Origin of the sequence: Aeoliella sp. (assembly GCF_965227375.1) — a bacterium.
Taxonomy (GTDB): domain Bacteria; phylum Planctomycetota; class Planctomycetia; order Pirellulales; family Lacipirellulaceae; genus Aeoliella.
In genome coordinates this window covers 2,159,580-2,183,283 of sequence record NZ_CBDDFX010000002.1, presented here as the reverse complement: position 1 = coordinate 2,183,283, position 23,704 = coordinate 2,159,580, and the positions used below count along the sequence as shown (strand labels likewise).

Sequence of the window (23,704 nt, the reverse complement as noted above, 5' to 3'; positions counted from 1 at the left end):
TTGATGCCAGTTCGCAGCCGCCAACTCGTTCGCTACTTGGTTCTCAGCTTCTTGCTGGGCAGCCTCGGTGGGCCATGCGCCTTCGCCGCCGACGAGCCGGCCAAAGACGAAGGCCCGCTGTACATGCAGAAGGCGTTCGATCGCGTAATCTTGAACACCGGAGAGCAGGTCGACGTGCACCCTCTGCGGTTTGCAGGTGGCTCACGGGTTGTTCCGGTGCCATTTCCAGCGGGGCAGTTGCCCATCCGCCCGCTTGATATGGAGATCACGTCCGCAGATGTGGCCGTGCCATGGTCCGCCGTGCAGCGGATTGATCTGTTTGAAGACATGATCATGCGCGAAGCCCTGAATCTCGCGCAGAAGGAAAAGTTCGACGAAGCCTTTCCTTACTTTTCGTACTTGCTGAGCAAAGCACCGCAGACACGCGGGCTCGACCAAGCAGTCAACGACTACCTGCAAGCGAATGCACTAGCTGCCTACAACGCGAAGGAGTTCGACCGCGCCCTGGCCATCCTCGGAAGCCTCTACGAGCGCACGCCCAACGCCAGTGGCCTGGCGGGGGCGGTGAATACGGTCGCTGACAAGATTATCCGAGAGTACATCACACAGCGAAACTATAAGTCGGCACGCACGACACTCGACGTGGTAGCGCAGAACTTCAAGGGTCTTCGACTCACCGTGGTTCGAGACTGGCGGCAGCGATTCCAAAAAGCCGCTAGCGACCAACTGGCGGAAGCCGAGAGGTTGCTGCAGGCCAAGAAGTATCTGGCGGCGCGAGACGCGATTAATCAGGCGGTTGGCTTTTGGCCAGAACTCGATGGCGTCAATGAGCTGCGTGCCCGGCTGCAGCAGGAGTACCCTATCGTAACTTTGGGTGTGCTCGAACGTACGCCTCCTGATCCGCAATATCGAATCGACAATGCCGCCTCGTCGCGGGCCGCCTCGCTCACGAGTCCCACCATCGTGGAACTGCGTGGGTACACTGCCGAGGGCGGAGAGTATCAATCGTCCATCGCACAACTGGAACTCGCTCCTTCAGGACTCGAACTTAGTTTTCAACTCATCGAGTCGGCCTCAGGCGCACCACTCGATTTGAGCCTGGCTGCGTCGGCGTTGGCTCGCCAGTTGCTTGCGGCCGCCAACATCGAGTCGCCCTATGGCAGTGAACTGCTGGCCGATTTGATCGAGCGAGTCGATGTGGAGTACCCACAGGTTGTGCGAGTCCGATTCCGGCATCCGCACGTTCGCCCCGAGTCGTTGCTCACCTTCCCGATGGGCCCCGGCCTGGTAGAGCTCTCTGATCGCGGCGTGTTTGCCATCGAAGAATACAACGACGAAATCGTCCGCTTCGCCGCTTCGCCCGATCACCGAGGCGCCATCGCTGAGATTCACGAGCGCACGTATCAAGACGACGACGAATTGATTACGGCGCTCTCGCAGGGAGCGGTCGATATCGTTGATCGAGTCCCTCCGTGGCAGCTCAAGCAATTGCTCGCCAACAGCAACCTGCAAGTAAAGAGATACCTGTTGCCAACCGTGCATGCGTTAATTCCCACCGGGCGTTCCGAGCTGACCGAGCAACGCGAGTTTCGACGCGCCCTGTGCTATGGCATTCGACGCGACCGCTTTGTAAAAAACGTGCTATTGGCGGGGCAGCAGATTCCTGGAATTCAAACGGTAAGTGGGCCGTTTCCCGCTGGCGTCACGCTGAGCGATCCGATTCGCTACGGCTACAACAGTCAAGTCAAGCCACGCCCCTTCGACCCCTACATGGCGATCGTGTTGTCGACAGCCGCGTGGAATAATGTGCAGAAGGCCAATGGGGTCAAGGAACCGGAGGACGACACACCGCTTCCGACCCTCAAACTCGGGCACTCGGCCGACGCCATCGCCAGGACCGCTTGCACGGAAATTGCCAAGGACCTCAACAGCATTGGCATTCCGATTGAAACGGTGGAGTTGACCACCGACCAGATGCTCGAAGCGGAGAAGCACGTCGATCTCAAGTACGCCGAACTCAGGACTTGGGAACCAGTGACGGATGCTCGCCGACTGCTAGGCGCCGGTGGCGTTGTGACCGGAACCAGCGACTTCATGCGACTTGCGCTCGATCGCCTCGATTCGGCACGCAACTGGAACGACGTCCGAACCCGCTTGTATCAAATCCACGACGCTGCCAGCACCGACCTGCCAGTCATCCCGCTTTGGCAAACCGTGAATTTCTTTGCCCACCGACGCGAACTGTCGGGCATTTCCGAACAACCAGTCCACCTGTTTCAAGACTTGGCCGACTGGCAAGTTGAATTCAAAGCCACTCGACTGTGATTTTCAGTACCCGTATCACCGAACCGAACTCCATTGCCGGGCTTCTGCTCGCTGCAATCGCCTCTGTTGTATCGATGGCGGTATGCGGTATCGACGCCCGTGCGGCTACTGTCGACCGATACTGGCAGGTCTCGCCCTATCGCGTTCAGGTGTTGGTAGACTATGAGGTTTCTCAGGTGTGGCATGATCGGCTAGCCGCCACCCTGCCAGAGCTCCTTCGCAACCGGGTGCGTGCAGCGTTCGGACCGTTATGGAAGCTATCCATCGAGTCCGCGCCCGATTCCGCTTCCCGGCCGCCCGCCGATCGGCTAATCGACATCTCCGACGATCAGCTAACAGCCTTGCGCCGCGACTACGATAAGGTCATTGCGTTGCGTGTTCGCGAGTCCCTGCTTGGATTCGAGGTGGCCGCACAGGAGCACGATTGTTTGCTGGAGGAGTGGGGACCGATCTGGAGTTCCGACTCACGCGACGGAGCTGCCGTGCCGGAACTCGCCTTCGATTGCATCCGCCGCGCGTTCACTCCCATGGCCACGTTTCGCGTGATCCGCGAGACGCCCGAGAAGGTGGAGATGAACTTCCGCGGCGCCAACTTGCCGGGCGTAACCGAACGGATGCGGTTGGTTGCCGAAGGCGCCGTCTTTCGCCCCATCGTCCGTCGCGTAGACCGCGACGGCGTGCCCGTCGAGAACGGAATTCAACACGTGCCTTGGACCTTCCTGACTCTCGACTCGATGGATGACGGAACTACCACCGCGACCATTGTCAGTCACACGCGATCGCCACTTGCTGCAAGGCAACGCGGACGAGTCGATCAGCTGGCAGCATTTGTGCGACCAGGCAACGAGCAGACGAGATTGCGATTGCACGCACGAGACAAAGTCGATCAACCCCTGGCCGGATTCAAGGTCTTTCAGCGCGACACGGGCGTCGAAGACCAGGAGTTCATTGGCAAAACGGACGACGATGGGGCGATCGAGGTGGCCGCTGGCGAAACCCCCGTCCAGATTGTGTTTGTCCAAGCCGGCGGGCAGTGGATCGCTAAGATTCCGGTAGTGCCTGGCACCGACGGAACCGTCAACGCCCCGCTGATGGACGACCGCAGCCGCCTGGAGGCGGAGGCCAGACTAGTCAGCATTCAGGAAGAACTGATCGATCTGGTCGCCCGCCGCAACATCTTGGCCTTCCGCACCCGAGCAAAGATCAAAGCCGGCGACGTCGACGGCGCCAACGCCCTGATCCGCCAGTTGGAAGGCATGCGCACCGCCGCGGAATTCGAACAACAACGCATCCGCCCGCAGGAGCGAATGATCACCAGCAGCGATCCCAGAATTCAGCAGCGTATCGAAAAAATGTTCAGCGACACGCGCGATGTCTTAGGCGAGTTCCTGGCCCCCGGCCTGGTGCAACAACTACGCTCCGAGCTAGCCAACAGCTCGTCCGCGCAACGCTAGCGCATTCGACGCACGACGGGACAACGGTTGCCAATAACCGGGGTATCCAACCCAGAAGCCGAACTTTCCGCGAGTCCCCGGCCTTTCTCCCGAGTATCTCCCCCTTGGAGACATCCCGAAATTGCCGTAAACTGTTGCAGTCAACCACTTTGCCGGAGTGGCGGAATTGGCAGACGCGCTGGATTCAAAATCCAGTGCCCGCAAGGGCGTGTGGGTTCGAGTCCCACCTCCGGTACTCTTATCTGACAAGGACTTACGTCGATTCTTTAGTGTCGACATCCGCGCCTGCAAACTCCATTCAGTACCAGTTCGGTACGACCCGGCTCTCATATGGCATTTGCATCGCTGGTTTTCCCTTGCTTGCGTTATAGGATTTCCCTGCCGCGAGAGTAGTATTCCGCGGCGGGAGCATCTGCCGTGGCAAGCATCGAACAAACCGACAAATCACCGAACTTTTTTATCCGGTTTCGGTACCAGGGCCGCAACATCAATCGGTCTCTGGGGACACCCAATCGGAAAACTGCTACTGCGATTCGCCTGCGGGTTGAGGAAACGCTTCGCTTGATCGAAACAGGGCGAATTGCGGTTCCCCCCGGTGCGGATCATGTGGAGTTTGTCCTCAGCGATGGTCGTCTCACCAGGCCAGCTGCCCAACCCAAGCCACTGGGGTTATCACTTTTCTTTAAGACCTATCTTGAGAGGATGCCGGCCGGAAGGAAGGAAGCGAATACTCTTCGCGGTGAAGAAATCCACGTTCGGCATTTTAAGCGTCATCTCGGGGCGAACCGGCAGGTGCAGACCGTTACAAAATCCGACCTGCAGGAATATGTTGGCAAGCGCCTGAAGGAGAAGTACCACGACAAGGCCATTCAACCGGACACTATTCGCAAGGAGTTGGTGACCTTTCGGATGCTCTGGAACTGGGGAGTGGAGGAAGGGCTATTGCTCGGGGCATCCCCCACCAAACATGTGGCTTTGCCGCTTTCCAACGAGAAACCACCGTTCAGAACGCGAATAGAGATCGAAAGAGTCCTTCGCCTCGGGCACCACTCGCCCGAGGAAATCGATCGCTACTGGGAGTCACTCTATCTGGACACCGATGAAGTTACCGGAGTCCTTGAAGTCATCCGGAAGAAGGCCCGCTACTCCTTTATCTATCCCATGATGGTCTTTATCGCTCATACTGGGGCAAGACGCAGTGAAATGATCCGTTCCAGGATTGAGGATGTTGACTTCGCGTCGCGTTCGCTCATCATTCGAGAAAAGAAAAAGAGCCGGACCAAGGCTATGACCTACCGGCGGATCGACATGAGCCCCTTGTTGGAGCAGGTACTGGACCATTGGTTCGACTGTCACCCGGGGGGAGAGTTTACTTTCGCACAGTCGATCGAAAGCAAAGCCCAGCCACTCACACCGTGGCAGGCCCGCCACCATCTAAAAAAGACGCTTGAAAAGACGGAATGGAAAGTTCTTAGAGGATTTCATGTCTTTCGGCATTCTTTCGCATCCAATCTCGCTGCTGCAGGCGTTGACGAACGCGTGATCGACGAATTCATGGGGCACCAAACTGAGGAGATGCGCAGGCGATACCGACACTTGTTCCCCGGACAACGCCGGTCTGCCATCGACAGTGTATTCGGGGTCAAAACTCCACACTCTCAGCTACTTTCTTCGAAGCGGCCTGCTTGACGTAGCCTGGGTGGGGAACTTAAATCGCCACCAGCCACTGTTTTCCAACTTCACAACCACCTGTCGCCAGATTCTAGGGTGAATCGCCTCTGCCATTCATCTGGCGATTAGTCGGGATGCACCGTTCACATCCTTGCCCGCATGAGTGTCGGTCCGACGCAGGTTCCGGAGCATATTCCTTGCTTGCGAAGCACCGGCCCACTCCCCTCGCGCTTGGTGTCCCTGCTAGACGGCTGGTGGTATACTGCGGGCTTGCGTCTGAACCAGGACGCCAAGATTGCGGATTCCGGCGTGAGCCTCGTAGGAGTAAGCTGCATGTCGCCTGCTCGAGATTTAACTACGGACGGCCAGCTTGCCTCGGTCGATGCGCAAGATTATCTCAATCTCCATCGGGTTGAGAGAGAAGCGGCACGCCATATCTACGTGGCGACACCGCTCGATCGACGCACTGGCGGCACTGTGCTGAGGCAGCAGATCCGCGCTTTGAATCTTGGCTATGCCTTCTACGAGTACTGTACTGCTGCGAAAGAAAAGAGTCTACAGTTGCCATCGGTGGCAATCATTGGAGGTGGCTTCGCAGGGATAACTTTGGCCGCGGGACTGCTCCGTCGCGGGTTCGAAGTGCACCTGTTTGAGCAGCGTCCAGAGCTTTGCCACTTGCAGTCTGGTTGCGAAATACGTGCCCTGCACCCGACGATCTACGATTGGCCACATCCGGCGTCGACCAGGAGGGACGCACGTCTCCCAATTCTAAACTGGTCAGCGGGGACCGCAGGTGATGTCGCCAGGAGTGTCCTTAAGCAGTTCGAGAACATCTCAGAGAATGCCGATGGAAGGTATAACGAGTACCTACGTGCCAATGCCCGAATTGATGGAAAGCGTGTTGCTTGGGACAATGCAGCCGAGCCATCCCAGGTGGTCAGAGGAAAGAGGTGGCTGGGGCGAGGCGGCTCACATGAATTCGACAACGTATTCGTCGCTGTAGGGTTCGGCATTGAGGCCGACGTCTTAGACGCAACAACAGTCTCTTACTGGCGCAACGATCGGTTTGGTCAACCAAGACCCGGGGCGAGGTCGGAACGCCCCGAATCGATTTTGATAGCTGGCACTGGCGATGGAGCGCTCATCGACCTGATACGCACGTGCGTCCGCGGCTACAAGCAAGACGCTTTGATCGAAGACCTGTTCGGTGACTTTCCGAGGCTTGTAGCACGATTGGGTCAACTTCGTGAGAAGCTAATCGCCACCCCTAAGGCTTCTGTGCTTGCGTCGGTACGAGCAATCTGCAACGAACCTGGCCTAAGGGCCGAAGCTGACGCGGTAATGGATATGATTCGCCGGCGACGGCGGCACGATACACACGTTGTACTGAATGGACGAGCGCATTCGCTTGACGAGCAACTCACACTACAGGGCAGGTCATTTCTAAACGTTTTAGCCGCTAGCCTTCTATACGATGTTGAGGCTTTCTCGTATGTTGGAGGGGAAATTGACAAAACTGATTTATCGCTCGACGGATCGGTCTCGATCAAGGGCTATGGAAAGCTGTGGCCGGATGAGGCGATTATCCGTCATGGAACCGATCGGCTTGCCATTCTGAAGGCCACAGGACTTACCGGGGACGATGTCGAGTCACTAGACCAACGGCAACGGAACGCCCCCGATTTGTGGCAACTTCAAAGCCATTGGCCCCCTGGTTGGTGGTCGAAAACGCCAGAGTCAACTCGCGCTGATGATCCTAAGCACTGGACCGAGCGAGTGCCTCGGACAGAGCTGTTGGCTGGGACCATCTTGGTGAAGTCCGCGTGCTCATCCATTGATGCGTCCGGTGCGCTGGCGGGTTTTCCCTATCGGACGGCACTTCATCGCGTGCTGCACTACGCATCGCGTGGTAATCTTGCCTGCTATCAGCAGGTAACAGCCTACTATGGAACGGCCGGAGCAAGTCGAATGGAGGGAAGAGTAGGTCGAGTATTCCGCAGCAGTGCGGACCACAAGCCGGGAGCTGTAGGTGTTACTATCGGGACCGGGAAGGGATTTGTTGCCCACCAGGGATCGAGTATCGAGCAGTGGAATGGCATGTGGAACCTTTTGATTCGTACTCCGGAGAACCACGCCACCGGGCCACACCATAGTATGCAGGTTGATAAAGTTGCAATGGTCGTGACTGTTCCAATCAGTTTTACGGGAAGCGATGGAACGACGGTGAGATATGTCTTTTACATCGATGTTGAGAAGAATCAGGTTGGCGATGCCCCCAATCAGTCGGCCGTCAAGAAAGCTGCGGTGTCTGCTGCGAATACATTCGGCGATAGCGTTGAGTCGCTATTCGCAACAAATCTCGATGATGGACGGTTGTTTTCGCGTACCATCGCGGCGCCTCAGGAAACAGCGGCAATGCCCATTGGCTTAGCTGGCGAGTTTTCTAATATTGAGAGCGACTACGGTGCTATTGTTTCCCTCTTCGAAGTAGATCCCATTTCAATAGATGGGGGCCTTCCTGAGCCACTTGAGTTGAGCCTTCCAAACTGACCTCAGCGTTATCAAGCAACATGCAATCAACGACTTTCCATAGTGTACACGAAGCATGGAGGGGCATTCTGCAACAGATTAAGTCTGTAGGAGAGTGCGTGCCCGGTACGGTTGATGCACTCTCTGTGGGTTCTGCATTCGGTGAGCAAGCACGTGATTACGTTGAACTCTTGGGCGCGAGTATCACTGTGGAGGCACCGCGAGATCGCTTGGTTAACTCTGAGGCAAGATCGATTAGCCCAGCATTTTTGCTTGCTAATGTCATCTATGCAATGTCCGGGTCAGATGACCTGAGCAGAATCATTCACTACAACTCGCGTGGCACACCGTTCTCGGATGACGGTGCGACGCTCCCGAATGCGTTAGGCAAGCGACTTTGTGGACTCGACACGATCGACCAGTTCTCTGCTTGCCGGTCATTGCTGGAGCGGGACCCGAGTTCACGCAGAGCAGTGGTGTCACTTTATTCGCCAGATGATGCTGGATCACCAAGTCGCGATTGCCCTTGTCTGCTGCATCTACATTTCTTAAAGCGTGGCGATACTCTGTCGTGTGTGGTTGGTGTGCGATCTCAATCGGCTGCCATGCTATTCCCGTACGATGCTTTCCTTGTGTCTATGCTTCAGGAGTCGATGGCCGTATCGTTGGACGCTGAACTCGGTCCACTTATATTCCATTTTGGTTCGCTCCACTACTATGTTGATGAGGAAGCCCTCGTCGATTTGGTTCTCTCCGAATCGCTTCCTTACCCAGCTTGCATGCCACCGATGAAGCAAGCGGCGTCTGACGTGCTAACTGAGTTAATATCCGCTGAGGAGGCGATTCGAACTCACGGGACACTTCCAGCTGGACTAGCCTTAGATGACTACTGGCGAGTGTATCTAAAGGCGCTCAGAGCAGCTGCACAGTCTAGGGACTCATCATTGACGCCTGTTGACGTAGAGCAGTCTTGCTTTTCCTACCTGTTTTAGCGCGACCGCTGGTCGTAGTGTCTTGGGAGATACCGTAACCCAAAGTCACAGTCCGAGGCACTTGCCGCCACGATCGATGGTCTGAAAGCTCCAATTGTAGAATGCGTCGGTCGAATAGCTCCTGCAATGTTCCGGCGTAATGGTCCGCTGCAGCTTTAAGATGTGTCCAAACATAATTGCTTCCCAGCCGGAGATGATGTGAATCGACTGCAATTGAGCTGAGGAAGAAATCTGCGCCGCCCCCATGTTGAGCAATCCCGATTTCGGGGATGTCGCTGCAGCAGTCAACAAGACCGCTGAATCGCTTTCGCGGTCAATTGGCCATAGGCAAAAAGCACGAACACTGCCACTTAGGTGGACTGTATTGACTAGGGCGATTCTGCAGGCTTCACCAGCTTGGTCAAAGACTTATGCCCTATATCGAGCGTGCCTTGGCTACTGGCCCTGGCGAGTTCACTGCGGTATATTTACCAGGTAGACCTCCAGAATCCCGTGGCATCATATCATGATCGGCATTGACCTCTTTGCCGGTGCAGGGGGGATGAGTCTGGGAGCCCAACTGGCGGGAATCGACGTTCAATTCGCTGTCGAGAACGATCCGTGGGCTTGCGCGACATATCGGCAAAACCACTCATCGACCACTCTGTTCTCCGGCGACATCCGAAAACTGAATCGACGACAGCTTCGCCCCTGGCTCGCAGACGGTGATGGAATCGTCCTGTTTGGTGGACCACCATGCCAAGGTTTCTCGTGGTCCAACCTGCGAACCCGAAGTGAAAAAAACAAGAACAACTGGCTCTTTCTTGAATTCGTTCGAATCGCCAGGTTGCTAGCCCCTGAGTGGATAGTCTTCGAGAATGTGCAGGGTTTTACCAACACGAAGGGGGGACTTTTTGTCGAAGCCGTTGAGTCTGAGTTCGAACAGATGGGATATACGACTCATTCAGCCAAACTGAACGCGATGCGCTACGGTGTCCCCCAAGATCGGACTCGTTTCTTTATCGTCGCAAATCGCGATGGTGTAGCCTTCCACTTCCCCAAGCCGTCTTCAAGTGTGGTAAGCGTGGATGATGCCATTCGGGATCTCCCGAGCCTTGAAAACGGCCAAATGGAATGCTGGCAGCGTTACGGTCGCAAAAAGCCTTCTCCATATGGACGGGCAATGCGAGGCAAGCGGAAGGGCTGCTGCAACAATCTCGTCACAAGGAATGCTGAGTTCGTCATTGAACGATACTCCTACGTCCCCCAAGGCGGTAATTGGGAAGACATACCTGAGAATCAGATGGATAACTATGCAGATCGAACGCGATGTCACACTGGAATCTATCACCGACTCAAGTCTTCAAAGCCTTCGATTGTGATTGGCAATTTTCGCAAGAACATGTTAATTCACCCCACGGAACATCGCGGACTTTCCGTACGTGAGGCAGCCCGTTTACAGTCATTTCCCGACAAGTACGAGTTCAAGGGATCAATTGGCTTTCAACAGCAACAGGTTGGAAATGCGGTACCACCGCTTCTCGCCAAAGCCGTTTTCGCCACGATTGCAAAGATGGTAGGTGGAAAGAAGAAATGAATTCCAGTTTGTATTCATTGACCGACTGGTTGCGTTCGCAGCCTGCAACTTCATTTCCTAAACTGGCGTCCATCAGTTATGCCAACCGATTGAACACGGTCGAAGAGTTCTTAAACAGCACCGTTCACCCCGAGGTCGAAAAAGCGGCGCTTGCAAACAACGCCGGGTACTTGAATAACCACGGTATTGCCCACATTCAGACAGTGATCGAACGCGCAGGTCGATTGCTCTCTCACCCATCGGAAAAGTATCCGCAGTTCTCTGCGTACGAGATACACCTATTGGTATTGGCGATCCATTTTCATGACGTGGGCAACTTCTTTGGGCGGCAACAACATGAAGAGAACGCCAAGCGAATTATGGATGAGATGTCGAATATCGTAGCCGAAGAAGCCGTAGAGCGGAAAGCAATTCTCTCTATTGCTCGAGCACACGGTGGAACATACAACGGGAGCAAGGACACAATATCTTCATTGCCTACTTCTGATCACGTACTGGGATTCGATGTTAGATTTCAGCCCCTTGCCGCGATCCTTCGATTTGCTGACGAGCTGGCGGATGATTTCTACCGAGCATCACGATTGGCGCAGAAACTTGGCCAGATTCCTGAGCGAAGCGAGATATATCATGCCTATTCAAGAAGTCTTCAGTCCCTAAAGATTGACCCAAGCCAAGGACTGGTCGACCTCAAATTCAATTTCAACGTCGAGGATGCGACACGCACCTTCGGAAAACAGGTTGGGACCGCCGACAATGGGTCGCCTATCACGAAGCACGTTTTTCTACTCGACGAAATCTTCGAGCGAACTTTGAAGATGTATCTCGAATCCAAGTACTGCATGCGTTTCATGAGCCCATTTACGCGAGTCGATGGTATTACCGTTCGAGTCGAAGTATTTGAGGATGAGAATAGTATCACACCCGCTATCGACCCAATCGGCTATCGACTATCGGAGTCCGGCTATCCATCAACCGACTCGGCTTTGTTCTCTCAAATGTGCCCTGACGTTCGATACGACGGAGGTAGCCTTCAGTCAGAATTACAAGGGAGGCAGGATGATGTCTGATATGGTTGACCAGCCAAATCCTTTCAAAGTATTTACCCCCGAAGACATGGATGCCGAACGCGTTCACAAACTCTTCGTTGATCCATTTACTGATTTCAATAAGATTCGCGATATTGGCCACACTATGGTCAATGGGCCACGTGGCTGTGGCAAGAGCATGATCTTTCGTTACATGCTGCCGGATTGCCAATGTCTTGCCCGAGGTAAGAATCTGCGAGACTTAGAATTCTTGGCATTTCTCATCTCTATAAAAAACACGGGACCAAATCTAACAGACCTTAGAAGGCTAGAAGACCGTCACGCGGACGCTATTCTCAATGAGCACTTTCTCACTTCGTATGTAGCCTCTAAAGCGTTCGGAGCTCTCAGTACGCTCGACATACCAGACGATGACGAGGCATTAGCGGAGACAGTTGCTTTCTTCCACAATGTTGTACGACCGACTTTGTTGTCATGTGGACTCGCCAATCCTACGCTGGCGAACATTTGCTCATCAGCGAAAGATGTTTTTGAATCGCTGTCAGAATTATGCGATTCTCTTTACTGTAGCGTGGTGCACTACGCACGACGTCTTTCATTCTCTGTAGACAAACTGCTGCCATACGAGTCAGCCCTTTGCGGGTATGTTGATTTTCTACTTCCAGTCTTCAATGCGTTAAAACAACTCTCCTTCCTACCGAGTTGCCCCGCGTACCTGTTGATAGATGATGCCGATTATTTGAACAGAGCGCAGACTGTCGCTCTTAACTCTTGGATATCGACAAGAACGCAGCAAGACATAAGTATCAAAGTATCGACCCAGCTACGGTACAAGACGTTCGCGACAAATTCCGGACTCCCAATTCAATCACCTCATGACTACCAGGCGATCAATATCGCGGACGTTTATACCACCAGGCGAAGTCGGTATCTTCATCGAGTAGAAGAGATTGTTCAAAAGCGGCTTACAACCTATGGCGTTGATGTTACGCCATCGAATTTCTTCCCACCCGATCAGCAACAAGAGGCGGCGATCGCAGATATCTCTGTCCAGTTGAAAGCCCAATGGGAAGAAAGCGGGCGAGGGCATCGGCCAGAGGACGACGCCGTTCGATACGCGAGGCCAGATTATATTCGCAGCCTGACAGGAAGATCAAAGTCTGGTAGCACTTACAGCTATTCAGGCTTTGAACATTTGGTTCACATTTCTTCCGGTTTGGTTCGCTACTTTCTTGAAGCCGCTGCGATGATGTTCGACGAAGAGCAAAGCAGGTCTCCTGGCCAGTTTGTCCAGGCTATTCGGCCTGGAATTCAGAATGACATCGTCCGGGCGGAAGCAGATGCCTTGATGTTCAGTGAGTTCGAGAAAATTAGGCTCGAGGAAGAAGAGGCTCAGCTGAGCGGGATTGACGCCGCATCTTCAAAAACACGAATTCAAAAGCAAATGCAGCGTCTTCAGAATCTTATCATGGCCCTTGGCGGCGCGTTCAAGATCAAGTTGTTGTCAGACGATTCGGAGAGACGTGTTTTTTCAGTTGCAATTTCAGGCCGCCCAGACGCAGAAATTATTGAAGTGTTTGAGTTGGGGGTTCGATACGGCTATTTCCACAGATCGTCAATTGGAAACAAGGACGGTACAGGTCGGACTCGTCTCTATGTATTGACAAGACGCTTGGCGCCTTTCTTTTCACTCGACCCAACGACGTTCGCTGGCTACTTGTGGATCAGCAATGATGTGCTGATGCAGGCCATGGAGAAGCCTGAAACGCTTCTGAGGAAGATGAAGCAAAAGGGCGTTGAAGAAACAATTGAGACCGGCCAGATGTCCCTTTTCGAATGAGGCCCGTGATGCAAGGCAGGTTTAGCGAATTGTTGGAGCAGGTAGAAGATCTGGGGATCGATGCTTTTCTTTGTTGCGCAAGCTTCGAAGAAAGAAGCATCTCCATTGCATGCGCTCTTTCAGCACTAGATATCAGCAAGTTCATCGTCGCACAGAACCTCGATTTTGCTGAAGAATCCGCTGAACAAGTTCAAAAGGTAGCAGATTCAGTAGGAGAAAGATTTGTCTCGGCCGAGACGAATACTTCGGATCCTCTACTTACGGCCGATGGATTGCTAGTACCACTTGAAAGCCTGTTTGCCGGCGCTTCGAAGAATGTCCTTATTGACATAACTGCATTTACGCGGGAAGCATTGCTCATTCTGCTGCGACTAGTAAATGAGCTGCGACGAGGTGAGGACACTGTCAATCTCATCTACTTGAATGCCTCAGAATATTCCGTGGGCGATGCGGAAGACGAAAAGTGGCTCTCGCGTGGAATCCGTGAGGTCAGGTCCATCCTGAGTTACCCCGGAGAGATTGTTCCATCTAAACGCAATCATCTTATCGTCCTAGTCGGCTTTGAGTACCAAAGAGCGTTGAGCTTGATACAGGAGTGTGAGCCTTCGTTAGTATCTCTGGGGATTTGCGATGAGAATGTCGAGCCAACAAGACCGCACCAGAGGACAAACGAACTGCATCGAAAGCGATTATCAGCTCTAGTCAAGGCAGAGCAAACATTCACCTTCGACGGTTACGATAGCCTTGCCACTGCCTCAACGCTTAGCGACCTAGCACGTAATTGCGAGACATACAACACGCTGATTGCACCCATGAATACAAAGATTTCAACAGTTGGTGCGGCGATCGCTGGAATGCGAGACCGAAGGCTACAGATTTGTTACGCACAAGCGAATGTCTACAACACCGCCAACTACTCAGCACCTGGCGAACAGTTTTTTCTTTTTCCATTTGACACAGTTCGTGACTCATAAGACGAACGGCAAGGAGGTTTAGCACTGTGACGAACACAACTGATTTGAGGGGCGAGAGCATTAAGGTCTTGGACGATGGGTTTGTCAGAGTAGTGGACACGATGGGAGACGACTCATCAATTGTGCAAGCAGCCCGAATTTCTTATGGTGCTGGAACCAAGCGGGTGAGCGAAGATCGAGGACTTATTCGCTACCTAATGAGAAATCGTCATACAACGCCATTTGAAATGTGCGAGGTGAAACTTCACGTTCGCGTACCGATGGACGCGTGGCGACAGTGGATTCGGCATCGCACAGCAAATGTGAATGAGTACTCTACACGCTATTCCGAAGCGATCGATGCCAAGCAGAAGACCACTCCGGAAAGTTGGAGAGTCCAGTCGCGATCAAATAAACAGGGAAGTGGCGACTACCTAGCTCCGGAGATCGGGAAGATGTTGTCTGACCGGGAAGCTGAACTGCATCAGCTCGACGATACGATTTACCAAGAAAGGCTAGACGCTGGCGTTGCGCGCGAGCAAGCAAGGAAAGACCTCCCTTTGTCCACATACACGGAGGCATACTGGAAGATAGACCTACACAATCTCTTTCACTTCCTCGCTTTGCGAATGGACGCCCACGCTCAATACGAGATTCGATCATATGCAAACGTGATTGGAAACGAGATCGTCGCAAAGTGGGTGCCTATGGCTTGGGAAGCCTTCGTTGACTATAGGCTCGAAGCAATGCAATTAAGTCGGTTAGACCAGGTGGTAATCAACCTTCTATTGGCGGGAAAGGTTGCAGACGCGACTGAGGCCGCGAAGTCTTTCGGATGGATCACAGAGGACGGCGATGGCTTGAAAGCCAATCGCGAGCGAGCCGAGTTCGAGATCAAGGCAGCCGCTCTCGGGCTAACACCTACTTGGCTCTAGTGTTTTCCGAGCGTTTCGATATTCTCTATTAGGGTTGCTCCGAGTAGGTTTCTGCTCCAGCCGCCAAGCGTTCCCCAAGAGTTACCTTCATAACGGGTGGTACTAGATTGTGAGTCTGGTCACTCGCTCCTCAAACCTGCATCGGACGTAAACGCGACGTAAACACTGATGTACGTTGCGACACATCGAGTCCGCAACTCGTACGCAATCTTAATAGTGAGGTGGAATCGGCAACAAACCTTCATTTCGAAATCGGATCAGCTCCTCATGGGGGACACGCCATTCTGCCTCACACCCCCGGCCACACATGGCCTTGAATGCGTTGATACGCCCCAGTCGGCACCATTCTCTAACGGTGTAGGGTCGCTTGCCGAGGATTTCTGCAACTTCAGCCGTGCTGTAGGATTCTTTGGTGTGTTGTTGTCCTCGCAGTGCGTCGTGAAGTTCATCTATGATTCTTTCGAGCGAGTCGATACGGTCGATCAGCCTGTCGAGAGCTTGGCCGATATCACCACCACTAGCCACATGATTGTCGAGGCGACGTTCTTCCCAGTGGGACTCGCTGCAGTTGACTCCCGCATCGTAAACCTCGCGGGACTTCAATGGATTCATGGCGATGGTCTCCGAAACATATCTGGCAGGTTGATGTTGTGACACATCAGCATCAAGTACAATTGTCCTTCGCGTCCGTGGGGGTGCTCAAAAGCTGGATGAACCCTCTTCGTAGGCCGCTACCAGAGCTCGTACGCATATCCCCGATAGGTCTCGTGAAGCAGCTCCAGTTTTCCACGGGCATAGCGCCCTCCACCTTCGACGATCTTTTCAATCTGCCCATTTGCATTCAGTATGACGGCATCCGGAATATTGCTTCCAAATTGGGCGACTGGTTCTGATAAACGCAAGAGATCCCCGGACTTCCAGTGCGTGACATTGTCACGAATGCGCACCCACTGGAGATACACCTCAGCAAAGTGAACGTCATGAGACAGTTCGCTCGCCCGCGGTCTCACACGAGTGCCACCAAATTGCTCGCAGGCAACACGTGTCGGAAAGGCAAGTGGAGTCATTCTCTTTTGACGACTCCACCGGCTTCGCAAACGATAGGCGACCCCAGCGAAGTCTGGTTCTTCGTCACCCGGCATCCACACGAACTCAGGACCTGAGGATTCCGGAGGCGGGTGAATCAAATGCGATTCAATTGTGATAATTGCTCGATCCTTCAACATATCGACCGCAGCTTTCATGGTGTGACGATCACTGTAAGGCCAGTGGCAACACACCTGATCTATCGAGAAACAACGCACCGCTGTGGTAAGGGCTTCAATTAATGCGTTCGTTAGTGCGTTCGTGTTGTTCATCGACCAAGTATCTTTTGCAATCGGTGGGCGAGAGTGATAATCTGGTCCTCCAACGCATTCTGCAGGAGGCTCCATGAACTACAGAAACATTAGTAAATTGATTCGCAGCCGGTGGGCGATTCTCGCTCTCTTTACTGTCTCGCTCCCAGTATCCCTCGATCTAGCTGACCGACTGGGTCGAGCCGGATTCGTGAATGATATTCCATCGGCGATTGCCTGGTTTATATCTGGAACTGTTGGCCTCTGGGGGGTGACTCGCCCCCTCGCAGGTGAGTAATGATCCTAAAAGCCTGCCCTTCTTATGAAGGGCAGGCTGGGGCCAATGCGTCAGCCCAGCAGGTAAATGGCTCGAGCGATCGCGATGCCAGTGATGATGCAGGCTGCACCGACCAACGCCAACTGAACCACTGCACCTACCAGCTTGTTTAGCGCCTCGGTGAGGTAGTAGAGTTCGCGAATCGCTTGGCGATCAACGTACTTCGCGCGTTTACCTGGTTTAGCTTCCGTTCTTTGCTGTCTACGAGTAGTCACAGACATTTTGTCCTCCTTGCAAAAGACTTTTTGCACCTTCCACTCAATTGGCTGTGGCCACATCGAGGAACTGGAAGTGCTGCAAAAAGTCGGTTAGCGCGGCTGCCATTGGCAGGGACCATAGGTGGGGTGCCAAGCCGGTGGGGGAAGGTACCCCGGGTGGGCCGTGTGGACCACGGGTACCATCACATGCCCCGCTGTTATGGATCGAGGTGCCCGAACAGTGACAGCTTCAGTCGATGCCTTTGCCGTGGACACTGGTATCGAGGTTTCATGCGGCCTCTTATCCGTGCTTATTGATGATGTCCCAACAACGTGCTGCTGAAGGGATCGCACCGAATGGGCGGACGAGGGTACTATCTCCACTGGACCCGATACGGCACCCACCGGGGTGGGTACACGTTCCGCCTGCTTTGTCGACCCCTGCCAGTTTGACACCGCACCCTCAGGTTGGGGGCTTTCCTCCTCCATCGGGATCGTGAGAGGGAACCATGCCCGACTCGTTTCTCGGTGGTCACGGTCTTGTGCTTCGTCACCGAAACGAGAGGGAATCGTATAATAGGCGTCCCGCCGTTGGCCCGCTCCGACCTGCGCAACGTTTACCTTGATGGGGCCCACCGCGGTGAAAACATTGATCCAAGCCTTCACTTGGGGAAGGTACTTGTTCGGCACAACCACCATCTCCCAATTCTCGCCAAAGGCGGATGCGGGGTCCTCTTTCGCGGTACGCGTTACGCCGTAGCGAACATCCTTCACTAGCTTGGCGAATGGCATCTTAGGGTTTGCATAGGACATCTCATCGGCGAAATCGGGGTGGCTCAGGCGAAGGTCGACATCTGTTAGGGTAAGGTTGCTGTTATCAATATTCCAGCGGATGGCGATGAGCGTGTGTGTAGTCGAGTCCATCGCTTTAGCAAAGATGCTTTCCACACCCTGAGGTGGGTCAATTTGCGTGACTGGGGGTTTATCCTTTGGCCAACCAACGAACACCACAAGCGGATCAGCTCCACTGGGCTCTTGAGCCGATTGCACTACCGCAGGTCGGACTCCAAACTCACCTTCCACCGCGACGACGGGCGCCGGTAGCTCGGGGTTCTCGAAGTTGAAGGCGGCGTCAACGTCGGCGGTAATCCTTAGCAGGTATGCGTCACCTTTTTCCTGAGCGAACAGTCGATAGTACCTTTCAACAGCCTGTCGGTGTTGGTGGTCAGCCCCCCATTCAGAACTATGTGCCAGGATATTAAATAGAGTGTGCGGAGGAAAATCCTTCACGCCCTGGTAGAACGGGGATAGATAAGATAGCGATGAGTTCAGAAGTGTTGAATCATCCGGCACCACCGCTGATTCCATGTTAAATCCCCGGTGGAATCTGCCACCGTGATAGATTGGATCTCCACACGCCACTACAATCGCCGGGTAGTCTGTTTGCCGTACCGTGGCAATCGTATTGGGTATGCGGGATACGTCGATTTCCAATTCACCATCTTCCGGAGGAGTACGGAAAAACGGGCGAAGTTTGCTGAGCGGTTTCTGCATTTCACGGGATTGCATCCGCAGCAGTGTTTTTGCTTCTTTGATTCGGATTGTTGCCACTGGGGCATGGGAAGGTGTGGCGAAGACGTGCATCACGCAACCAACGGGTGCTTCCTTGACGATTGTCTCTACGACTTCTCCAACTGCCAGGCGGTCTGTCTTGAATCCATCGGCAACAAAGTAGAAGAACTCACGGCATTCAGTCGAGAAATCGATGTGACGAGTGACTAATTCCGCCATCGGTGGTTCGGCGGCGTACGCTCCACCGTGTACCGCCATAGTCAACTCCATCAGAGCCACAGTTAGGGGGGCTATTGCACGATATGACATTACTTAAGCTCCTTTCGGTATGTCTCCATACTTTTGACGACGGACGTCACAGCCGTGCAACGTCCAAGACCGGTAAACAGAACATTGAGGCAGCTCGTTGACGACAAGGGCCCGATAAACATCCACCCCACAACTTCTACATCGAGAGCAAGCTCCGGTGAATCGCTCAGAAACAGCGTAGGCTTTCTCATCAACAGCCCGCTAAGTACAGCAAGCCCTACGCAGAGCATCACGGCTGCTGCCCCTCTCAGCAAGCGGATTACCGAGCTGACGCTATGCGCGTCATTACGAGACATAAGCAATACGGGGGGAGTTGCAACCCACGGTACGAACAACAACATGGCCCAATTCCCTTGAATGCCGAGTGCACTCAGAGGAACAGACAGCAACGTCGCAGCGGCTAGTGACTCTGACACAATAACTGCGATGCAAAACATGACGAGTAGTCCAGCGTAAACCTCTGCAGGACGCAAACCCAAACGCTTGATCATATCTAGGCCCCTTTCCTGATGATGTACGCCTGGAACTTGCGTGCTTCACGATCGGATTTGTACATCGCAAGGGCATTCGATGCCGACAGCTTTGAGGCGGTCACCGCCGCCTGATAGGCGGCGATTGCTCTTTTGGCCCGTTGTTCCAGGGCGAGGCAACTTGCCAAACACTCGTTCGCGTAACCGATCTTGTGTTCTAACCCTGAATAAGCCGGCTCGGTGACTTCGACGAGCCTATAGAGGTTGTTGACAGCCGCTTTGAGGAAAACCGAGGCCGCTGTCGTTGTACAGCACACCGTGATCATTGCGACCAAGACGTATCCGAGCATCCCTGGGTTCCACGGCGGGTCGTCACTTGCGAGACCGGGCGGGTAATCTTTTGCGATCGATAGCACCCAGGCGAACATCACCGGTGCGACCAGGCAGAGGATGCCTGCGAGGAGGCGAAACCTCTTGTAGAACCGCTCTTGCCCGTCGTAATCGAGGCCAAAAGGCAAGAATTTCAACAGGACAAATGGACCAATGACGAAAGTGAACGTCAATGAAAAGGCAGCCAGTGTTGGGGTTATAAATGCAAACTCCATTGTCACAAACTCGGGCCATGATACGTAGCAGTACAGCATCCCGCAGATGATTTCGGTGCCAAGTCCGGTGATGATCACCAGAGCGAAGAACAGCACGCAAACCCAGTCAGGCAGTTTGCAGAATTTAAGTGCTGATAGAAGCGTCCCCTGACGCTCGTACTTTGACCGTGGAGCGGCGGCCCGCTGGGTATTGCACTCATTGACCGCCCGCTCGGCCGCTACCCGCCATGGCCGTACCTCGGTCAGAATGGACTCCGCGACTTGAAGCAGGTAGTTCCAGTCGCGGGCAGATTCTACCTGCGACTCAGACAGGTTAACAAGTTCCTGTTCGGCCGCACCGTCATTGCCATTCATGGCCGCCTGCTTCGCTACGTCGGCTGGCAGCAATTTCAGGCCAGGGATCCGACGCAAAATCGAATCCGCTTCTTCGGTCGCCTGTACGCGGCGAAGCATCCCTGTACCAAAAAGGTAGACGTAGGCAATGCACGTCATCACCTCTTTGATGAGCGGTGGATCGGCCCCCTTGTTTTGCAGGTCTTCTCCATTTCGGGATGGCTCACCGCCACGCCGTCGGGCCGAGGTGGTGCTGCCACAGCCATTCACCGCAGAAAATGATGGAAGTTCCTGCTCACCATCACGATCAAATGAATCCCCATTCCTACTCACGGCAATCTCCATCGAAAGGTAAAAGTAGTTAGATGCCGGGTTCCCCGTTGGGGAACCCGGACTTTAATTGGGTTGGTAGTTAGCGTCGGCTACCAAGCAGGTCCGCAAGGGATTCACCGGCAGTCGCATCCAACTTCGCTCGCGGCGACTCACCACGCGGATTTAGGTGTCGGTACACCGCTTCCGCGCAACTGACTGCGATTTGAAAGTTGAGCTTCCGATCCGCCGCTGGAATCGCCTTGTCATCTGCGAAGTAGGCAAGCAACTCAATAGTGCCCACTATATTCGCGATCAGACCACCACCTGAGACCGGAAAGGTGCGGTATGTTCTGCGCCGCCCACGACGGTCTTGCCCCGTACGGAACACTCCCGCGTAGATGGCACCCGCGTTCTTCGACCCTGGTGCTGCTTGCCACCAGGCACCTTCGTAAGCGGGATAACCCGGCACTAGAAGGCGACCCGATGGCAGTTGGCTATCCGACTGGATAACCGATGCTTTTTCGTTCTCTCCGTAGGCGGTTGCCTGCGAAAAGGATGCGTTGTTTCCTTGATTGTTCGAGTTTTCAAACATATCAATCTCCTGTTGTTTCGCGGCGGTTTAGCAACGCGACTGAATGTCACGCTGTGGGAAGCCGCCAAGTTTGCCCACTGAGAAGCACAACGACTGCTCAGTCAGCACACCGTTGAAACAACACACACATCACGACCAACGAACCATCCAACCCACAAAAACACACACATCAAAACAGTCGCTCGAATTGGTGCACCAGCCATGCGGCCAGACACCAAATCGGGCGGAACATCATAGTTAGCATCGCAGTTCCCATCCAGATGCTGCACACCCGCGTGACCATCGCTTCACTGGTTGGGGTGGGGAATAACAACATCATGAAGATTATCAAAGCGATTGCAAAAATTGCCCACGCACGAATCAATTGGAGTGACATACTAAACTCCTAGTGCGTCACGAATGTTCCTGATCAAACCACCGACCATCGAACTCACCGCGAGTAGGCTTACCACCACAGCTGCCGCTACGGCGGCCGGAACCAGCACCAACGACATTAGCAGCAGCAAAAGCAGCAAAATGGCGAACAGTGTTCCGAAGAAACTTGTCCCGGCCTGTCCTGGTGGAACGGCCATATCACTGGCGGCATACAGCCAGGCAGGATATTGTGACTCTCCATCTTTCCCAATAAAGTAGTCCGGTACATACCGCAGCACTCCGGTTGGGTCCGACGCGTTCTGTTCGTAGAGGTAAATGTCATCGCTACCAGCACTCCGGGCTACATAGAGTGCGCATTCACCCCCGTCGCCAAGTAGTGCCTGGTCTATGTGACTTTGCGGAGCGTACGAGTAGGTGTCAGCAAGCGTGAAACAACCATTGGCATACACCGTCACCAATCCACCAAACAGGCTCACGCTCAGTGAGTTCTCACCGTTGAGGATTTCGCCAAATGCCCATGCTGTTGCTTCACATACCGACTGAAACCAACGCCCTAGTTGTCTGTCGAAATACAGCAGTTCATCGCCGCAGCACCAACTAACTACACAGCTGCTGCAAATCACCGTGGTCGAACCAAACGAGGCCGTCCAATTGTCTTTGGCGTCTCGCCGCTGACCGCCGTCCCAGACACCACCATCACTCGTAAGCGAGACACTCCGCTCGCCAACGTGAACTCGAACAACGTCCCTGAATTGCCGGACCACTCGACAGGTATTCGTTCTGAACTCGTACGTCAGGATTTCTCGGGCTCCGTCCGGCCTGTACACCTCTATTAAGTTCCGTCCACGAACACGTAGCCGATACTCGCCGTCGGTGGGGTGGTCAAACGCCAACTCTTCGTTGAATTCGACTCCCAATTGAATCTCGCACTCTTGCTCCTCGCCATAACCCACTCTGATAATGCCGCCTTGATCAACTCCCATCATCCGCCACACCCAGTGATCGGGCGGTACCACTACTGCTAGCGTCTGCCTGCCGCCTTCAGCCGCGTGGCGCCGCTGATTGAACGAGGGGCTTGTCGACTTGGTACCACTCATCAACATCTTGCTACTTCTTCCTGCTCAGGCCAAATCGGAGACTATGCCTCTCCCTGACGTTCGGCGGCCAATTCCTGGAGTACGTATACCCGTTTCGCAACCACCTTCAGTCGGCTGCGCTTTTGCCCCTGATCGTTAGTCCAACGATCCTGCCGGAGTATTCCTTCGATCTTCACCGCCGTTCCCTTGGGCAATTCACGAACGACATCCGCCAAAGCATCAAACGCAACGAAGTCGACAAAATCGACCCCCGCCGAACTCCCGTTTTTGGACGGCCGTTCAACGGCAATGCCCCCTTCGGCTATTGCCACCTTCTTTTCGCCAGCCTGGATGTACGTGGGTGTCGCAGTCAGGTTCCCTACGAGGTCAACGCGTGAAAAATGTTGTGCCATGATCTTTGTCTCCTGGAGTTCTACTGGATCCCTAGCGCAGGACCGATCAACTAAGAAGTCCTGGGTATCACTTGTCGCTATTTCTCATGAGTGTCATCTAGTTAAAAAGACTCTCGTGATTCGCTACCCTCCTCACGCTTTCCCGCTCTTCGTTTCTTTTGTGCTTCGCGATACCGGCGTTGTCGCTCCTCGTAGGCTTCTTCTTTGGCAACCAGCCGAGCAATGATTTGCCAAGGTGCAATTCCAAACTGTTCGTGAGGCTCCGCTGGCAGATTCACTTCCCTGGCCTGCTCAATGGTTGCATGTTCAGCGAGGTAGTCTTCTAAGCGACCCGCGCGACGACGCAGCTCTTCCAGCAACCACCCGGGCACTCGCAATGTTCTGTAGTCGGTGCTGGGCATTGCCTTCGTTGCTTTCGTGTTCCACTTACGAAGTGGGGTTGGCGTCGAACAGTT

General features: G+C 54.0%; 21 protein-coding genes and 1 tRNA gene. 11 read left to right on the top strand and 11 right to left on the bottom strand.

Annotated elements, in window-relative coordinates:
• The first annotated feature begins 3 nt into the window (after window positions 1-3).
• From ACQK2L_RS21555 to ACQK2L_RS21530, 6 genes are all read left to right on the top strand, one after another.
• Window positions 4-2,325, top strand: a complete 2,322-nt coding sequence (locus tag ACQK2L_RS21555) for an ABC transporter substrate-binding protein (protein WP_425399113.1) — start codon at window positions 4-6, stop codon at window positions 2,323-2,325.
• Window positions 2,322-3,779, top strand: coding sequence for a hypothetical protein (locus ACQK2L_RS21550; protein ID WP_425399112.1), 1,458 nt, complete (start codon window positions 2,322-2,324; stop codon window positions 3,777-3,779). Before ACQK2L_RS21555 ends, ACQK2L_RS21550 begins: the two co-directional genes overlap by 4 nt.
• Window positions 3,780-3,930: 151 nt before the next feature.
• Window positions 3,931-4,014, top strand: a tRNA-Leu gene (locus tag ACQK2L_RS21545).
• 182 nt (window positions 4,015-4,196) lie between these two features.
• The gene (locus tag ACQK2L_RS21540; protein ID WP_425399111.1) at window positions 4,197-5,468 is read left to right on the top strand and encodes a tyrosine-type recombinase/integrase; all 1,272 of its coding nucleotides are present in this window, start codon (window positions 4,197-4,199) and stop codon (window positions 5,466-5,468) included.
• A 315-nt stretch (window positions 5,469-5,783) separates the two neighbouring features.
• Window positions 5,784-8,000 (top strand): NAD(P)-binding protein, encoded by a 2,217-nt coding sequence (locus ACQK2L_RS21535; protein ID WP_425399110.1) that lies wholly within the window; start codon window positions 5,784-5,786, stop codon window positions 7,998-8,000.
• A 20-nt stretch (window positions 8,001-8,020) separates the two neighbouring features.
• The gene (locus ACQK2L_RS21530; RefSeq protein ID WP_425399109.1) at window positions 8,021-8,971 is read left to right on the top strand and encodes a thymidylate synthase; all 951 of its coding nucleotides are present in this window, start codon (window positions 8,021-8,023) and stop codon (window positions 8,969-8,971) included.
• 45 nt (window positions 8,972-9,016) lie between these two features.
• On the opposite strand, the gene ACQK2L_RS21525 is transcribed toward ACQK2L_RS21530, so the two are convergent.
• The gene (locus ACQK2L_RS21525; protein ID WP_425399108.1) at window positions 9,017-9,262 is read right to left on the bottom strand and encodes a hypothetical protein; all 246 of its coding nucleotides are present in this window, start codon (window positions 9,260-9,262) and stop codon (window positions 9,017-9,019) included.
• Between the two features lie 214 nt (window positions 9,263-9,476).
• Between ACQK2L_RS21525 and ACQK2L_RS21520 the strand changes: the two genes are divergently transcribed.
• Genes ACQK2L_RS21520 through thyX form a run of 5 tightly spaced genes read left to right on the top strand, consistent with a single transcriptional unit; the run spans window position 9,477 to window position 15,321 of the window.
• Window positions 9,477-10,547: a DNA cytosine methyltransferase gene (locus ACQK2L_RS21520; protein WP_425399107.1), complete on the top strand. Its 1,071-nt coding sequence runs from the start codon at window positions 9,477-9,479 to the stop codon at window positions 10,545-10,547.
• The gene (locus ACQK2L_RS21515; protein WP_425399106.1) at window positions 10,544-11,614 is read left to right on the top strand and encodes an HD domain-containing protein; all 1,071 of its coding nucleotides are present in this window, start codon (window positions 10,544-10,546) and stop codon (window positions 11,612-11,614) included. The genes ACQK2L_RS21520 and ACQK2L_RS21515 overlap by 4 nt, the downstream gene beginning before the upstream one ends.
• Window positions 11,604-13,433: a hypothetical protein gene (locus tag ACQK2L_RS21510; protein ID WP_425399105.1), complete on the top strand. Its 1,830-nt coding sequence runs from the start codon at window positions 11,604-11,606 to the stop codon at window positions 13,431-13,433. Before ACQK2L_RS21515 ends, ACQK2L_RS21510 begins: the two co-directional genes overlap by 11 nt.
• Before the next feature lie 8 nt (window positions 13,434-13,441).
• The gene (locus ACQK2L_RS21505; protein ID WP_425399104.1) at window positions 13,442-14,407 is read left to right on the top strand and encodes a hypothetical protein; all 966 of its coding nucleotides are present in this window, start codon (window positions 13,442-13,444) and stop codon (window positions 14,405-14,407) included.
• A gap of 26 nt (window positions 14,408-14,433) precedes the next feature.
• On the top strand, window positions 14,434-15,321 hold the full coding sequence (gene thyX, locus ACQK2L_RS21500; protein ID WP_425399103.1) for an FAD-dependent thymidylate synthase: 888 nt from the start codon (window positions 14,434-14,436) through the stop codon (window positions 15,319-15,321).
• Between the two features lie 210 nt (window positions 15,322-15,531).
• Here the strand turns inward: thyX and ACQK2L_RS21495 are convergent, their stop codons facing one another.
• The 10 genes from ACQK2L_RS21495 to ACQK2L_RS21450 form a co-directional block, all read right to left on the bottom strand.
• Window positions 15,532-15,933 (bottom strand): helix-turn-helix domain-containing protein, encoded by a 402-nt coding sequence (locus tag ACQK2L_RS21495; RefSeq protein WP_425399102.1) that lies wholly within the window; start codon window positions 15,931-15,933, stop codon window positions 15,532-15,534.
• A 119-nt stretch (window positions 15,934-16,052) separates the two neighbouring features.
• Window positions 16,053-16,679, bottom strand: coding sequence for a hypothetical protein (locus ACQK2L_RS21490; RefSeq protein WP_425399101.1), 627 nt, complete (start codon window positions 16,677-16,679; stop codon window positions 16,053-16,055).
• A gap of 327 nt (window positions 16,680-17,006) precedes the next feature.
• Window positions 17,007-17,216: a hypothetical protein gene (locus ACQK2L_RS21485; RefSeq protein ID WP_425399100.1), complete on the bottom strand. Its 210-nt coding sequence runs from the start codon at window positions 17,214-17,216 to the stop codon at window positions 17,007-17,009.
• Window positions 17,217-17,303: 87 nt separating this feature from the next.
• Window positions 17,304-19,073, bottom strand: a complete 1,770-nt coding sequence (locus tag ACQK2L_RS21480) for a hypothetical protein (RefSeq protein ID WP_425399099.1) — start codon at window positions 19,071-19,073, stop codon at window positions 17,304-17,306.
• Window positions 19,074-19,566: 493 nt separating this feature from the next.
• Window positions 19,567-20,826 (bottom strand): hypothetical protein, encoded by a 1,260-nt coding sequence (locus tag ACQK2L_RS21475; RefSeq protein WP_425399098.1) that lies wholly within the window; start codon window positions 20,824-20,826, stop codon window positions 19,567-19,569.
• Between the two features lie 67 nt (window positions 20,827-20,893).
• A complete protein-coding gene (locus ACQK2L_RS21470; protein ID WP_425399097.1) occupies window positions 20,894-21,385 on the bottom strand; it encodes a hypothetical protein in 492 nt (163 codons plus the stop codon).
• Between the two features lie 169 nt (window positions 21,386-21,554).
• Window positions 21,555-21,761: a hypothetical protein gene (locus tag ACQK2L_RS21465; RefSeq protein WP_425399096.1), complete on the bottom strand. Its 207-nt coding sequence runs from the start codon at window positions 21,759-21,761 to the stop codon at window positions 21,555-21,557.
• 1 nt (window position 21,762) lies between these two features.
• The gene (locus ACQK2L_RS21460) at window positions 21,763-22,863 is read right to left on the bottom strand and encodes a hypothetical protein (RefSeq protein ID WP_425399095.1); all 1,101 of its coding nucleotides are present in this window, start codon (window positions 22,861-22,863) and stop codon (window positions 21,763-21,765) included.
• Between the two features lie 35 nt (window positions 22,864-22,898).
• The gene (gene ssb / locus ACQK2L_RS21455; RefSeq protein ID WP_425399094.1) at window positions 22,899-23,249 is read right to left on the bottom strand and encodes a single-stranded DNA-binding protein; all 351 of its coding nucleotides are present in this window, start codon (window positions 23,247-23,249) and stop codon (window positions 22,899-22,901) included.
• A gap of 101 nt (window positions 23,250-23,350) precedes the next feature.
• On the bottom strand, window positions 23,351-23,650 hold the full coding sequence (locus tag ACQK2L_RS21450; RefSeq protein WP_425399093.1) for a hypothetical protein: 300 nt from the start codon (window positions 23,648-23,650) through the stop codon (window positions 23,351-23,353).
• Window positions 23,651-23,704 lie beyond the last annotated feature (54 nt).

Coding starts and splice junctions, on each gene's coding strand:
- ACQK2L_RS21520 (WP_425399107.1), top strand. CDS start 9,477: ATGATCGGCATTGACCTCTTTGCCGGTGCAGGGGGGATGAGTCTGGGA.
- ACQK2L_RS21470 (WP_425399097.1), bottom strand. CDS start 21,385: ATGTTTGAAAACTCGAACAATCAAGGAAACAACGCATCCTTTTCGCAG.
- ACQK2L_RS21485 (WP_425399100.1), bottom strand. CDS start 17,216: ATGTCTGTGACTACTCGTAGACAGCAAAGAACGGAAGCTAAACCAGGT.
- ACQK2L_RS21465 (WP_425399096.1), bottom strand. CDS start 21,761: ATGTCACTCCAATTGATTCGTGCGTGGGCAATTTTTGCAATCGCTTTG.
- ACQK2L_RS21495 (WP_425399102.1), bottom strand. CDS start 15,933: ATGAATCCATTGAAGTCCCGCGAGGTTTACGATGCGGGAGTCAACTGC.
- ACQK2L_RS21555 (WP_425399113.1), top strand. CDS start 4: ATGCCAGTTCGCAGCCGCCAACTCGTTCGCTACTTGGTTCTCAGCTTC.
- ACQK2L_RS21515 (WP_425399106.1), top strand. CDS start 10,544: ATGAATTCCAGTTTGTATTCATTGACCGACTGGTTGCGTTCGCAGCCT.
- ACQK2L_RS21460 (WP_425399095.1), bottom strand. CDS start 22,863: ATGTTGATGAGTGGTACCAAGTCGACAAGCCCCTCGTTCAATCAGCGG.
- ACQK2L_RS21480 (WP_425399099.1), bottom strand. CDS start 19,073: ATGTCATATCGTGCAATAGCCCCCCTAACTGTGGCTCTGATGGAGTTG.
- ACQK2L_RS21490 (WP_425399101.1), bottom strand. CDS start 16,679: ATGAACAACACGAACGCACTAACGAACGCATTAATTGAAGCCCTTACC.
- ACQK2L_RS21530 (WP_425399109.1), top strand. CDS start 8,021: ATGCAATCAACGACTTTCCATAGTGTACACGAAGCATGGAGGGGCATT.
- ACQK2L_RS21475 (WP_425399098.1), bottom strand. CDS start 20,826: ATGGAGATTGCCGTGAGTAGGAATGGGGATTCATTTGATCGTGATGGT.
- ssb (WP_425399094.1), bottom strand. CDS start 23,249: ATGGCACAACATTTTTCACGCGTTGACCTCGTAGGGAACCTGACTGCG.
- ACQK2L_RS21505 (WP_425399104.1), top strand. CDS start 13,442: ATGCAAGGCAGGTTTAGCGAATTGTTGGAGCAGGTAGAAGATCTGGGG.
- ACQK2L_RS21510 (WP_425399105.1), top strand. CDS start 11,604: ATGATGTCTGATATGGTTGACCAGCCAAATCCTTTCAAAGTATTTACC.
- ACQK2L_RS21450 (WP_425399093.1), bottom strand. CDS start 23,650: ATGCCCAGCACCGACTACAGAACATTGCGAGTGCCCGGGTGGTTGCTG.
- ACQK2L_RS21535 (WP_425399110.1), top strand. CDS start 5,784: ATGTCGCCTGCTCGAGATTTAACTACGGACGGCCAGCTTGCCTCGGTC.